Below are 13,101 nucleotides of genomic sequence, written 5' to 3' on the forward strand. Positions count from 1 at the left end.
AACCAAGCCCTTGTCCACGGCGGCTCATGCTGCCGTGTCACGTCTCGCAAGACTCGACAAAGACAACGTAGAAGAGAAGTTCGAAAGGTTGTACGTGGCAGCCATCACGACCCGCCAGGGGGACGCCGAGGCCGACGAAACCCAGTCGACCACCGCCTCGACCGAAACCCCGGCCAAGCGGCCCGCCAAGAAGGCTGCGAAGAAGACCGCTGCCCGTAAGGCCCCCGCGAAGAAGGCAGCACCGAAGAAGGCCACCAAGAAGGCAGCCCCCAAGAAGGCAGCCAAGAAGGCCACCTCCGCCGAGGGCGGCGCGGGCGACACCGACGCCGAGCCCGACGATCCGAACTCGATCGACGACATCGACGGTCCCGACGCCGAACTCGAGGACGTCGAGATCGACGACGACCTCGAGGTCGACGACGACGCCGAGGATTCCGACGACGAGGAGTCGGACGAGGCGGAGGCGGCACCCGCCGGCGCCAAGACCGCGGCCAAGGAGTCGACCAAGACCGAGGCCGCCAAGTCCGGTGACTTCGTCTGGGACGAGGAGGAGTCCGAGGCACTCCGTCAGGCACGCAAGGACGCCGAGCTCACCGCGTCGGCCGACAGTGTGCGCGCCTACCTCAAGCAGATCGGCAAGGTCGCGCTCCTCAACGCCGAGGAAGAGGTCGAACTCGCCAAGCGCATCGAGGCCGGCCTGTTCGCCACCGAGCGTCTCCGCCGCATGATGGACGCCGGCGAGAAGATCAGCACCGCGCAGAAGCGCGACCTGAACTGGATCTCCCGCGACGGCAACCGCGCGAAGAACCACCTGCTCGAGGCCAACCTCCGTCTGGTCGTCTCGCTCGCCAAGCGCTACACCGGTCGAGGCATGGCATTCCTGGATCTCATCCAGGAGGGCAACCTCGGTCTGATCCGCGCGGTTGAGAAGTTCGACTACACAAAGGGTTACAAGTTCTCGACCTACGCCACGTGGTGGATCCGTCAGGCCATCACCCGCGCGATGGCCGACCAGGCCCGCACCATCCGCATCCCGGTGCACATGGTCGAGGTCATCAACAAGCTGGGCCGCATCCAGCGTGAACTCCTCCAGGACCTCGGCCGCGAGCCGACTCCCGAGGAGCTCGCCAAGGAAATGGACATCACCCCGGAGAAGGTGCTGGAGATCCAGCAGTACGCCCGGGAGCCCATCTCGCTCGACCAGACCATCGGCGACGAGGGCGACAGCCAACTCGGCGACTTCATCGAGGACTCCGAGGCGGTCGTCGCAGTCGACGCGGTGAGCTTCACCCTCCTCCAGGACCAGCTCCAGTCGGTCCTCGAGACGCTCTCCGAGCGTGAGGCGGGCGTCGTGCGCCTGCGCTTCGGTCTCACCGACGGCCAGCCGCGCACCCTCGACGAGATCGGTCAGGTCTACGGCGTCACGCGTGAGCGCATCCGCCAGATCGAGTCGAAGACGATGTCCAAGCTGCGCCACCCGTCGCGGTCGCAGGTTCTCCGGGACTACCTGGACTAGGCCCCATCCGGACTCCGAACGCAGTCTGCTTCGCCCCCGTCGCCGTCACCCGGCCACGGGGGCGAATGCGTTGTCGGGACCCGGCCGCAGTTCCCGGACGTCGACGACCGCGGCGTCCTCGGCCCAGTCCGCCACCGTGATGAGATGGGTCAGAACGGAATTCTCGGGCGCGGCCACCCCTGGATTGACCACGACGCCGCGCGGTTCGTCAAGGGTTGTACGCGCACGGATTCTGACGCGGCCGCCGACTTCGCCGTTTCCGCAGGTTGATGCCTACGATGTGCCGGTGCCTTATGCGTTGACGTCGTCCGGAAGCAGCCGTGGCCCCCTCTTGGTGACCCGCCCGGCCGTGGACCTCCTGCGCGTGGCCTCGATGTTGTGTCGGTGACGCGACCGACCCCACCCGGGAACCTTCGTGTCCCCCCCTTCATCACGAGCCGCTCGTAGCGCTCGCCCCGCCTCGGCGCGCCCCTGACCCGCGCGCGCGTCAGCCCCGGAAAGTACCTCTATGAGAACGATTGTCCTGATCGGCCTCGTCGGCTTCGCCGCTCAGCTCGTCGACGGCAGCCTCGGAATGGCCTACGGCGTCACCACCACCACTCTCCTGCTCGCGATCGGCACCAATCCGGCCGCGGCGTCGGCCACCGTCCACCTCGCCGAGATCGGCACCACCCTGGTGTCGGGTGTCTCGCACTGGAAGTTCGGCAACGTCGACTGGCGCGTGGTCCGCCGCATCGCGATCCCGGGAGCCATCGGCGCCTTCCTCGGCGCGACGATCCTGTCGAAGCTGTCGACCGAGGCCGCCGCACCCGTGATGGCCGTGATCCTGTTGCTGCTCGGCCTCTACATCCTGATCCGCTTCACCTTCCAGGGCATCCCCCGACACAACCTGGGCAAGCCGCTGCGCAAGCGCTTCCTGAGCCCGCTGGGCTTCGTCGCCGGATTCGTCGACGCCACCGGCGGTGGCGGGTGGGGTCCGGTCGGCACCCCGGCGATCCTGGCCAGTGGGCGTCTCGAGCCCCGCAAGGTGATCGGTTCGATCGACACCAGCGAATTCATCATCGCGGTCGCCGCGAGCCTGGGCTTCCTGTTCAGCCTGGGCTCGCAGGGCATCAACTTCGCCTGGGTCGGTGCCATCCTCGTCGGCGGTGTCATCGCCGCGCCGATCGCCGCCTGGCTGGTCCGTCACATCCCGCCGCGCCTGCTCGGCGCCTCGGTCGGCGGCCTGATAGTCCTCACCAACACGCGCAGCCTGCTCAAGAGCGACTTCATCGACGCGCCCGGCGGCGTGCGGAACGTCTTCTACGTCGTGATCGTCATCGGCTGGGCGGCTGCGTTCGCCTACTCGCTCCGCGAGTACCTGCGCGACCGCGACAACGAGTCCTCCGACGCGGTCACCCACTTCCGTGAGGAGCAGGAGGTGGCGCTCGTCGGCACCCGGACCGACGACGTTCCGGCGCCGGGCCCGGACCCGGATGCCACCGAGAAGCGGGACGTTGTCGGATTGTTGCCTGAGGTAAACGGTGAGTGACGACACACCGATAGCACCTGCCGGAACAATACGAAGGCGCCGAGCGTCTGACAGAGTGAGGTCTGACGCATCGCCCGGATGTGTCGGCTCGAAGGGAAGGCGCTCGGACACCGGCGCCGGACCGGGACGGAGGAACAATGACTGACATCGCCACCACCACAGCCCCGATCTACCTACCGCTCACCGCCGCCGATCGCTGTGATCGCTGCGGCGCCGCAGCCAAGGTACGCGCCGTCCTGCCCAAGGGCGGCGAGCTTCTCTTCTGCCGTCATCACTTCAACGAGCACGAAGCCCGCCTGGTGGAGCTCAGCGCCACCGTCGTCGAATCCGCGGGCGAACTGGTCTGACAGTCGTCATGGCCTGACGGGCGACAGCCACAGACGAAACGAGAGAACCCGGCCGGATCACCGGCCGGGTTCTCTCGTGTTCGGGGTCAGCGCTCAGCGCCGGATCCGCCTCAGCGCCATGTCCGCAGCGCGGCGATGCGTTCCTTGAGCTGGTCGGCGGTCGCCAGCGCCGTCGGCGGCCCGCCCAGACTGGTCCGCAGCTCGTTGTGCACCATGCCGTGCGGCTTCCCGGTGCGGTGGTGATGCATGGCGACCAGTGTGTTGAGTTCCTTGCGCAGCGCGTGGAGGTTCTCCGCGGTGGTGCCGGCAGCGCGCCCCGGATCGGCGGGTGCGGGCGTGGGCTCCGACGCCGGGGCCGACATCCGGGCCACGACCTGCTCGGACTGACGCTTCTGGAGGAGCGCGCGCACCTGGTCGGCGTCGAGGAGACCCGGCAGACCGAGATAGTCCGATTCCTCGTCACTGCCGGAGAAGGTCGACGTGCCGAACGACGCGCCGTCGAAGATGACCTGGTCGAGTTCGGCGTCGGCGTGCAGCGACTGGAACGCGGGCTCGTCCTCCCCCGGTTCGTCCTTCTGCTTGTTCGCGTCGATGAGCAGTTGGTCGTCGAGACCGTCACTCTCGCGATGCGGCTTGCCGAGGACGTGGTCGCGCTGGGCCTCCATCTGGCTCGCGAGGTCGAGCAGCACCGGGACGGACGGCAGGAACACGCTCGCGGTCTCGCCGGGGCGTCGCGAACGCACGAAGCGACCGATGGCCTGCGCGAAGAACAGCGGCGTCGACGAACTGGTGGCGTAGACGCCGACCGCGAGGCGCGGCACGTCGACGCCCTCGGACACCATGCGCACCGCGATCATCCACTCGTCCTTCGACGCGGCGAACTCGGCGATCCGCGACGACGACTTGGGGTCGTCGGAGAGGACCAGCGTCGGCTGTTTGCCGGTGATGGCGGTGAGCAGCTCGGCGTAGTCACGGGCCGTCGACTGGTCGGTCGCGATGACCAGGCCGCCGGCGTCCGGCATGCCGCTGGCACGCAGCTGGCCGAGCCGGGTGTGCGCGGCGGTGAGGACCGCCGGAACCCAGTCGCCGTGGGGGTCGAGGGCGGTTCGCCAGGCACGGGCGGTGTGTTCGGCCGACAACGGCTCACCGAGACGCGCGGTGAACTCCTCGCCGGCGCTGGTCCGCCAGCTCGCCTCACCGGAGTACGCGAGGAACACCACCGGACGGACGACGCCGTCCTTGAGTGCGTCGGCATAGCCGTAGGTGTGATCGGCCTTGGAACGCTGGTTGCCGCCGGGTTCGGGTTCGTAGACGACGAACGGGATCGGCGAATCGTCGGAGCGGAACGGCGTACCGGTGAGCAGCAGGCGGCGTTCGGCATCGTCGAAGGCCTCGCGAATGGCCTCACCCCACGACTTGGCGTCACCGCCGTGGTGGATCTCGTCCAGGATCACGAGCGTGCGCCGGTTCTCGGTGCGGACGCGGTGCTTGGTCGGGTGTGCGGCCACCTGGGCGTAGGTGAGGACCACGCCGTGGTAGTCGGAGCTGGTCTGGCCGGCCGAGTTGGAGAAGTGCGAGTCCAGTGCGATGCCCACGCGCGCGGCCGCCTCCGCCCACTGGTGCTTGAGGTGCTCGGTGGGCGCGACGACGGTGATCTGCTGGACGGTCCGGTCGTCGAGGAGCTCGCGGGCGACCCGCAGGCCGAAAGTCGTCTTACCGGCACCCGGCGTCGCCACCGCGAGGAAGTCCTTCGGCTTGCGCGTCAGGTACTTGGTGAGCGCACGACGCTGCCAGGCACGGAGCGATCCGGGGTTGGGAGCGGCGGTTCCCGAAGCGTTGGTACTGCTGGTGGAGGGTTCGGCTGACGTCACGTGTGTGCTGCTCCTGACGGCGTTCGGATTCCCTACCGGGCATGAAACGACCCCTCGCGTTGGGAGGACCCGCGCCGAAGGGGACCCGGCAATCGTACCGCCGGGCGACCCCTCCCCCCGCATCGCGACACCCCCTCCGCGCCGTTCGCCGCCGGGTGCGCGGAGATCTCGGTGTGGTCACTCCGAACGACGCGCCTGGTGACCCGGGTACCCACATGGACCCCCGATCGGGGATATTGAACTCATCACAACGCGTAAGAGGAACCCGGTCCCGCTGGCCGGCGACGTGACGTCGCCGGTGGTTGCCGTGCATCCGAATCCGTCGAGCGCGGTGACCGCTCCGCTCGACACCCCCACCCGGAAGCAGCGCCGGCCGGCACCTCTCGCCGGGGACACCGACGTACCCGGCGACACCGCGCCCGCCTCACGCGACGTCGCGATCGTGCCGGAGAAGACCCCGCCGACGGAGAAGCTCCGCAAGCCCGAAGGCACCGACGATCCGGTCCCGGCGAGCCGGCCCGACGCGGCGCCCGGCCCGGACGACGCCGACGACGAACCGGGGCCGCCGGTACTGCCCAACATCCACCGGGTGGTGTGGCGCACGATCGTGAAGTCCTGGGACGACGGGATCATCGGCTGGGCAGCCCAGGCCGCGTTCTGGCAGGCGCTCTCGCTGCCGCCCCTGCTGCTCGGGCTCCTCGGCTCCGTGGGTTACGTCGCGGGCTGGTTCGGCCCGGGCACCGTCGACATCGTCTACGACCGCATCATCGAGTTCGCGCAGCGCACGTTCACCGAGACCGTCGTCGACGACCTGATCACCCCGACCGTGGACAGCGTCCTGGGACGGGGTCGGATCGGGCTGATGTCGGTGGGCTTCATCCTGTCGCTGTGGGCCGGTTCGTCGGCGATGTCGTGTTTCATCGCCTCGATCGCCAAGGCCCACGACCAGCACGAGGTCCGGCATCCGGTGTGGCAGAGGTTCTTCGCGCTGTTCCTCTACGTCGGCTTCCTGTGCGTCGCGGTGTTCCTGCTGCCGCTGGTCGCACTCGGACCGAACTACCTGCGGGCGATCGTCCCGGAGTCGTGGGGGTCCTTCGTGACCACGCTCATCGACTACGGCTACTTCCCGTTCGTCACGGTGCTGCTGTTGTTCGTGCTGACGACGCTCTACCACCTGGCGCTGCCCAATCCGCTGCCGTGGCACCGGCTCATCGGCGGCGCGATCGTCGCGGGCGTGTTCTTCTGGGTCGCCAGCTACGTGCTGCGCATCTACCTGACGAAGATCACCGAGGCCGGCGTGTCCTACGGTGCGCTGGCCACGCCGATCGCCTTCCTGCTGTTCACGTTCTCGCTCGGCTTCGGCATCGTGATCGGCGCCGAGTTCAACGCCGCGGTGCAACAGTTCTGGCCGGCCAAGGCGTCCACGACGACCCAGGTCCGGCACTGGGTCAACTCGCAGACCTCGGACATCACCGGTCAGCTCAAGACGATCCCCGACCGGCTGTCGTCGGGACCGATCCGACGGCCCACGCGTGACCGCGAGAGCGACTGACCGGTCCCGGCGACCCCTCGTGCTGTTGCGCGGGGTCTACTTGCGCAGCTTGCTGTAGATCTTCTTGCACTTCGGGCACACCGGCGAACCGGGCTTGGCCGAGCGGGTCACCGGGAAGGTCTCGCCGCAGAGGGCAACCACATGGCTGCCCATCACGGCGCTCTCCGCGATCTTGTTCTTCTTGACGTAGTGGAAGAACTTGGGCCGATCGTCGTCCGTACCGTCGGTGGCGTCGGCGTCGGACCGCTCGTCGGTCTCGGTGTCGGTCAATTCGTCGAGATCGGGGCGTTCGATGGTTTCAGTTGCCATTGCTCTATTGTGCGTCACCGGGGAAGCGACAGCACACATAGGCGTTGCCCCGGAATCCGCGAGTGCAATGAGCAACCGAAAGTGGGACAGTGGAGAGGGTGTTCGAACAAAGGGATTCCATGGGCGCGACCGGCCGTGAGCCGCACGGCCATGACGAGAGCTCGAGACGGTTCGGCAGGTCGGAGAACTCTGCGGTGTCCGCCGATACCTTCCTGATCACCGACGCGCAGGACTCGCTCGAAGCACAGCAGAAGGCTCGTGTTCGCAAGTACCTGATCATGATGGCGTTCCGCGTCCCCGCGCTGATCATCGCCGGCATCGCCTACTCGATCACCGGTTCCGGGCTCCTCGCGCTGGCCATCGTCGCCATCTCCATCCCGCTGCCGTGGATGGCGGTGCTGATCGCCAACGACCGCCCGCCCCGCAAGCGCGGTGAGGTCCCCCACTACAAGTACGGCGCCGACCACGACGTCATCGGCCCGCCCGCCCTGACGCGCACCGAACAGCAACTCGATCGGGGAACCGTCGAGGGGCACGTCGTCGATCCCGACGACTGAGTCACCCCTCGGCCCCGCGCGGTTCCCCCGCGCCCGACATCTCAGCAACTTCTCAGCCGCCCCGCGAATCGTGGAAAGTCTTCGCAGGTCACCAAGCCTCCTCCGGGTTTGCGCCGAATCACTTTCGGGAACTATCGCCATCACATGGACGTTGAACCCAGTGAACGCATTCAAGTCAGGAGGCCGCATGTCACGCTCGACAGTTGCACGTTCGACCCCGACCACAGGTTTCGCAGATCCTTCCGCCCGGGTACCCGCCCGGCGATGACGGAGCAGGATCTCGACGCCCAGTCGCCGGCCGCGGACCTCGTCCGCGTGTACCTCAACGGGATCGGACGCACCGCTCTCCTCAACGCAGAGCAGGAGGTCGAGCTCGCCAAGCAGATCGAGGCCGGCCTCTACGCCAAACACGTCCTGGCTACCAAGAAGCGGCTCTCGGCCACCAAGAAGCGCGACCTCGCGACGATCGTCCGCGAGGGTGAGGCCGCACGGGCCCACCTTCTCGAGGCGAACCTCCGTCTCGTCGTCTCGCTGGCCAAGCGCTACACCGGCCGCGGAATGCCCCTCCTCGACCTCATCCAGGAGGGCAACCTGGGCCTGATCCGCGCCATGGAGAAGTTCGACTACGCCAAGGGCTTCAAGTTCTCGACGTACGCGACGTGGTGGATTCGTCAGGCCATCACCCGCGGCATGGCCGACCAGAGCCGCACGATCCGGCTCCCCGTCCATCTCGTCGAGCAGGTGAACAAGCTCGCCCGGATCAAGCGTGAGCTCCATCAGCAGCTCGGTCGCGAGGCCACCGACGACGAACTGGCCAACGAGTCGGGCATCCCGGCCGAGAAGATCGCCGATCTCCTCGACCACAGCCGCGACCCGGTGAGCCTGGACATGCCGGTCGGCAGCGACGAGGAGGCACCGCTCGGCGACTTCATCGAGGACGCCGAGGCCACCTCTGCCGAGAACGCCGTCATCGCCGGTCTTCTCCACTCCGACATCCGCGCGGTCCTCGCGACCCTCGACGAGCGTGAGCAGCAGGTCATCCGGATGCGCTACGGCCTCGACGACGGCCAGCCGCGCACCCTCGACCAGATCGGCCGCATGTTCGGACTGTCACGCGAGCGCGTTCGTCAGATCGAGCGCGAGGTCATGGGCAAGCTGCGTCAGGGCGATCGTGCCGAGCGCCTGCGCGCCTACGCCAGCTGACGTCCTCGAGGTCTACTGACCCAACCGTCCCTCAGCTCAATCGTCTCGGTCCGGTGTCCCGCCTGTCGGGCACCGGACCGACGCGTATCTGGGCGTTGAGCACCGACGCGCCGTCGACCGAGACGAGGATCGGGTCGCACAGCACCTCGCGCACCTCGGGGATGTCGTCGACCAGCGTGGAGATCCGCAACAGCAGGTCGACCAGCGCCTCCTTGTCGGCCGGCTCCTCGCCCCGGTATCCGGACAGCAGCGGCGCCGACCGCGGCTCGTCGATCAGTTCCCGCGCGTCGAGTTCGGCGAGCGGGATCGCGCGGTAGCCGTGGTCGCCGAGCAGCTCGAAGGTCCGTCCGGACAGCCCGAACGAGATCACCGATCCGAAGGACTCGTCGTCGCGGACGCGGATGACCGTGCCGACCCCCTTCTGGGCCATCTTCTGGACGTGCAGAACGTGGTCGCCGGTGAGTTCGCTCAGTTCGGCGAAGGCGTTGACGACCGCGGTTGCGTCGGGCAGGTCGAGTCGGGCGCCCTCCCGGTCCAGGCGTCCACGCCACTTGGACGAGGTGGCCTTCACCGCCACCGGGAAACCGAGTGCGCGGGCCGCCGCCGACGCCTCGTGCATCGTCCTGACCTCGCGGAACGGGACGACCGAGATGCCGTACCACCGCAGCAGTTTCGCCGACTCGACCTGGCCGAGGAGACGATCCGACGATTGCCCGTCGGAGTCCATCGCCTCGCGGACGTACATGCGGGCCGCCTCCGGGTCGGCGCCCTCGGCCCGGTGGACCACCGACTCGGGCCGCATCCGCCACTTGGCGTACTGCCAGGCACGAGCGAGTGACGCCGCGGCCCGCTCCGGGCTGGCGTACGACGGGATGGACCCGCGTTCGGGCATACCGTTGGGGCCGGGTTTGGTGAGACCCGGCGGGATGCCGTCCACCGCGAGGAACGTGGTGACGATCGGTTTGGCACCGTCGGCGCCGGGTGTGTTGGCCGCCGCCATGAGGGCTCGGGCATGCCAGTCGGCGTCGACGGCCACCGGTGGGACGAAGACGACGATGATCGCGTCGACGCCGGTGTCGGTCATCGCCGCCGAGACGGCGTCCTCGAACAGTTCCTCCGACGCGCCCGCGCCGAGATCGATGTTGTCGACCACCTCGAGGCCGCCGTTGCGCGCGTGATCGGCGGCGAGGCTGCCGAGCACCGACGAGTTGCCGATGATGCGGACGCGGGGTCCTCGCGGCAACGGTTGATAGGCGAACAGCGCCGCGCAGTCGAACAGTTCGGGGATCGTGTCGACCTGGATGACGCCGGCCTGCTCGAGCATCATGCGCGCGATCTGGTCGTCGAAGTTGGCCGTCGACCGGGCGGCGCGCACCGGGCTCATCGCGCCCTTGCCCGACTTCACCGCGATGATCGGCTTGGCCCGCGACACCCGCCGGGAGATGCGGGAGAACTTGCGCGGGTTACCGAAACTCTCCAGGTAGAGCAGGATCACGTCGGTCGAGGCGTCACTGTCCCAGTACTGCAGCAGGTCGTTGCCGGAGACGTCGGCGCGGTTGCCGGCCGAGACGAACGTCGACAACCCGATCTGGCGCCGCGCGGCGGTGTCGAGGATCGCGATGCCCAGCGCGCCGGACTGGCAGAAGAACCCAACCCGACCGGTCGCGGGGATGCGCGGCGCGAGCGTGGCGTTCAGGGCGATCCCGGCGTCGTTGTTGGCCACGCCCAGTGCGTTCGGGCCGACGAGGCGCATGCCGTGTTCGCGGACCTGCGCGACGAGACGCCGCTCGTTCTCCAGCCCCTCCTCCTCGCCGGAGTCACCGAAGCCCGACGACACGACGACGAGCGTGCGCACGCCTTTCACCAGACAGTCGTCGAGGACGTCGTCGACCCGTGACGCGGGGACCGCGACCACTGCGAGGTCGACCGGATCCGGGATGTCGCGCACCGTCTCGTAGGCGCGGATGCCGCGGACCGACGGCGGCCGCTCGCGGGAACGCCGCCGGCTCGGGGTCGTCGGGCGGCCGGGGCGCCGTGAACCCGGCTGCTCCGGCTCCTCCTCGACGCGGGCGGGCCCGTTCACCGGGAACACCGGCCCGGTGAAACCGCCGGCGATGATGTTGGCCAGCAACGCGTTTCCGACCTTGTTCGGATCGGTCGACGCGCCGATCACCGCCACCGACGTCGGGCGCAGCAGGTTCGCGACGCTACGGGCCTCCGACGCGTTCTCGCGGGCGTTGCGCACCGACAGCAGCGCCTCGGTGGGGTCGATCAGGAATTCCACGTGCACCGTCGAACCGTCGAAGCTGCGGGCGAGTTGGTAACCCGCGTCCCGGAACACGGCGACCATGTTCGGGTTCTCGCTGAGCACCTCGGCCTCGAAACGGGTGAAGCCGTTCTCCGCGGCCGCACCCGCGAGATGTTCGAGGAGGATCGGGCCGAGACCGCGTCCCTGGTGTTCGTCGGCGACGACGAAGGCGACCTCGGCCGACTCCGGTTTGCCGTCGAAGGCGAGTCCCTCGTAGATGCCGACGGCGATGATCTCGCCGCCGAGGACCGCCACGATCGCGACGCGCTGCTGGTGGTCGACGGTCGTCATCCGCGCGACCTCGCGCGGCGGCAGCGTGGGCGTCGGACCGAAGTACCGCATGTAACGGGTGCGTTCGGACAGCTTCGAGTGGAAGGCGACGATCCGGTCGGCGTCGTCGGGCACGATCGGCCGTAGGTGGACGACACCGCCGTCGGAGGCCAGCACGTCGGCGATCCAGTGCCGCGGGTAATCCCAGGCGCTGCGGGGTTCGGGTTGATCCGCCAGTGCTCCCGGCGCCGTGGGTTGCTCTGGGGTCGTGGAGCGTTCTGAGGTCGTGGAGCGTTCTGGGGTGGACGACACGTCCTGATCAGTCACGGGGATCCTCCGGGTCGAGACCGTGCAGAGGGTACACCGCGCGACGGGTCGCGAGGATCGCGCGATCGGTCTGTCGCTGGGCGGTTGCGCTCACTCCCTCGAGCGGCTCCTGGCCGGCGTCGCCGTCCCACGGCTGATAGTCGACGTCACCGCCGTCGCCCATCACGTCGACCGGCGGCCGGGCATAATCCGAATGCACTTGCGTCGAGATCTGTTCGGCTGTCGCGCACCAGGATTCGTCGATCTTCGCGGTGACGTCGACCTCCCGGCCGAGTGCGACCCCGAGCAGGTGGGTCCAGCTCCGCGGCACCACGTTGACGACGCCGTACCCGCCGCCGCCGACGGCGATCCAGCGTCCCTCGCAGTATTTGTCGGCAAGATCACGCATCGCGATCATCGCGGCGCGCTGGCCGTCGACGGTGAGCGACAGGTCGGTGAGCGGGTCCGCACGGTGGCTGTCGGCACCACACTGACTGATGATGATCTGCGGTTTGAACTCGGCGATCAGCGACGGCACGACCGCGTGGAAGGCCCGCAGCCACAGTCGATCCTCGGTGTTGGGCATCAGCGCGAGGTTGACCGCACTCCCCTGCGCGTCGCCGTCGCCGACCTCGGTGGGCCATCCGGTCCCCGGCCACAGCGTCGCCGGATGCTGGTGCAGCGAGACCGTCATCACGCGCGGGTCCGCCGCGAACTCGACCTGCACCCCGTCGCCGTGGTGGGCGTCGACGTCGATGTAGGCGATCCGGTCGAATCCCTTGTCCAGCAGGTACCTGATCGCGATCGCGCAGTCGTTGTAGATGCAGAATCCCGCCGCCCGCGCCCGCATCGCGTGGTGCATGCCGCCGCCGATGTTGACCGCGCGGGTCGCGGCCCCGGAGGCGACGGTCTGGGCGGCCGCGAGAGTGCCGCCGACGAGGAGTCGGGCGGCCTCGTGCATCCCGGCGAAGACCGGGTTGTCGGCGTCGCCGAGCCCGAACAACCGCTCGAGGAGCGGACCCGACAGCGATGCCGTCCCGGAACCGACCGCGCGGACGGCATCGACGTAGTCGCGCGAGTGGACGACGGTGAGCGCGTCGTCGTCGATGGCCTGCGGCGGGACGGTCTCGACCTCGTCGAGCACCCCGAGGCTCTGGGCGAGGGTCATCGTCAGCGCGAGCCTCACGGGGTTCATCGGGTGGGTGTGGGCCCACCGGTAGGACAGGAAGTCCTCGCTCCAGATGACGGCCGTCGCGGAAGTGTCGGTCACAGGTTCAGGCTAGTGGTTCAGCTCGCGGGCGGGTGCACGATGTCGGTCCGGCCACATCTGG

11 protein-coding genes are annotated in these 13,101 nt (G+C 68.6%); 6 read left to right on the top strand and 5 right to left on the bottom strand.

Translation table 11 applies throughout. From position 1 onward, the window contains the following. Positions 1-94: 94 nt before the first annotated feature. Positions 95-1,516: an RNA polymerase sigma factor gene (locus BLU62_RS08565; protein ID WP_074849123.1), complete on the top strand. Its 1,422-nt coding sequence runs from the start codon at positions 95-97 to the stop codon at positions 1,514-1,516. A 45-nt stretch (positions 1,517-1,561) separates the two neighbouring features. Here the strand turns inward: BLU62_RS08565 and BLU62_RS34370 are convergent, their stop codons facing one another. Continuing rightward, positions 1,562-1,693 (bottom strand): hypothetical protein, encoded by a 132-nt coding sequence (locus BLU62_RS34370; protein WP_280141523.1) that lies wholly within the window; start codon positions 1,691-1,693, stop codon positions 1,562-1,564. A gap of 331 nt (positions 1,694-2,024) precedes the next feature. Here BLU62_RS34370 and BLU62_RS08570 point away from each other — a divergent pair, with 331 nt between their 5' ends. Together BLU62_RS08570 and BLU62_RS08575 are read left to right on the top strand one after the other, a co-directional pair. Beyond that, positions 2,025-3,047 (top strand): sulfite exporter TauE/SafE family protein, encoded by a 1,023-nt coding sequence (locus BLU62_RS08570; RefSeq protein WP_084811763.1) that lies wholly within the window; start codon positions 2,025-2,027, stop codon positions 3,045-3,047. A gap of 137 nt (positions 3,048-3,184) precedes the next feature. Further along, positions 3,185-3,394, top strand: a complete 210-nt coding sequence (locus BLU62_RS08575; RefSeq protein WP_074849124.1) for a DUF7455 domain-containing protein — start codon at positions 3,185-3,187, stop codon at positions 3,392-3,394. 110 nt (positions 3,395-3,504) lie between these two features. Here the strand turns inward: BLU62_RS08575 and BLU62_RS08580 are convergent, their stop codons facing one another. Then, entirely contained in the window at positions 3,505-5,265 is a 1,761-nt protein-coding gene (locus tag BLU62_RS08580) for a DEAD/DEAH box helicase (protein WP_074849125.1), read from the bottom strand. A 286-nt stretch (positions 5,266-5,551) separates the two neighbouring features. On the opposite strand from BLU62_RS08580, the gene BLU62_RS08585 reads away from it, so the two are divergent. Beyond that, positions 5,552-6,817, top strand: coding sequence for a YihY/virulence factor BrkB family protein (locus tag BLU62_RS08585; protein ID WP_074849126.1), 1,266 nt, complete (start codon positions 5,552-5,554; stop codon positions 6,815-6,817). Positions 6,818-6,853: 36 nt separating this feature from the next. On the opposite strand, the gene BLU62_RS08590 is transcribed toward BLU62_RS08585, so the two are convergent. After that, positions 6,854-7,126, bottom strand: coding sequence for a DUF3039 domain-containing protein (locus BLU62_RS08590; protein WP_074849127.1), 273 nt, complete (start codon positions 7,124-7,126; stop codon positions 6,854-6,856). A 119-nt stretch (positions 7,127-7,245) separates the two neighbouring features. On the opposite strand from BLU62_RS08590, the gene BLU62_RS08595 reads away from it, so the two are divergent. Further along, positions 7,246-7,683, top strand: coding sequence for a DUF3099 domain-containing protein (locus BLU62_RS08595; protein ID WP_074849128.1), 438 nt, complete (start codon positions 7,246-7,248; stop codon positions 7,681-7,683). 264 nt (positions 7,684-7,947) lie between these two features. Next, positions 7,948-8,886 carry a sigma-70 family RNA polymerase sigma factor gene (locus BLU62_RS08600; protein ID WP_167544016.1) on the top strand — a complete coding sequence of 313 codons (939 nt, stop codon included), beginning with the start codon at positions 7,948-7,950 and terminating at the stop codon, positions 8,884-8,886. A gap of 31 nt (positions 8,887-8,917) precedes the next feature. On the opposite strand, the gene BLU62_RS08605 is transcribed toward BLU62_RS08600, so the two are convergent. Together BLU62_RS08605 and BLU62_RS08610 are read right to left on the bottom strand one after the other, a co-directional pair. After that, the gene (locus BLU62_RS08605) at positions 8,918-11,791 is read right to left on the bottom strand and encodes a bifunctional acetate--CoA ligase family protein/GNAT family N-acetyltransferase (protein WP_074849129.1); all 2,874 of its coding nucleotides are present in this window, start codon (positions 11,789-11,791) and stop codon (positions 8,918-8,920) included. Continuing rightward, on the bottom strand, positions 11,784-13,040 hold the full coding sequence (locus BLU62_RS08610; protein ID WP_074849130.1) for an acetoin utilization protein AcuC: 1,257 nt from the start codon (positions 13,038-13,040) through the stop codon (positions 11,784-11,786). The genes BLU62_RS08605 and BLU62_RS08610 overlap by 8 nt, the downstream gene beginning before the upstream one ends. Positions 13,041-13,101 lie beyond the last annotated feature (61 nt).

Source organism: Gordonia westfalica, from assembly GCF_900105725.1.
GTDB lineage: Bacteria > Actinomycetota > Actinomycetes > Mycobacteriales > Mycobacteriaceae > Gordonia > Gordonia westfalica.

What these genes read in the sequence shown, in the direction of transcription:
- BLU62_RS08575 (WP_074849124.1), top strand. Translation starts at nt 3,185, where the DNA reads ATGACTGACATCGCCACCACCACAGCCCCGATCTACCTACCGCTCACC.
- BLU62_RS08570 (WP_084811763.1), top strand. Translation starts at nt 2,025, where the DNA reads ATGAGAACGATTGTCCTGATCGGCCTCGTCGGCTTCGCCGCTCAGCTC.
- BLU62_RS08600 (WP_167544016.1), top strand. Translation starts at nt 7,948, where the DNA reads ATGACGGAGCAGGATCTCGACGCCCAGTCGCCGGCCGCGGACCTCGTC.
- BLU62_RS08590 (WP_074849127.1), bottom strand. Translation starts at nt 7,126, where the DNA reads ATGGCAACTGAAACCATCGAACGCCCCGATCTCGACGAATTGACCGAC.
- BLU62_RS08595 (WP_074849128.1), top strand. Translation starts at nt 7,246, where the DNA reads ATGGGCGCGACCGGCCGTGAGCCGCACGGCCATGACGAGAGCTCGAGA.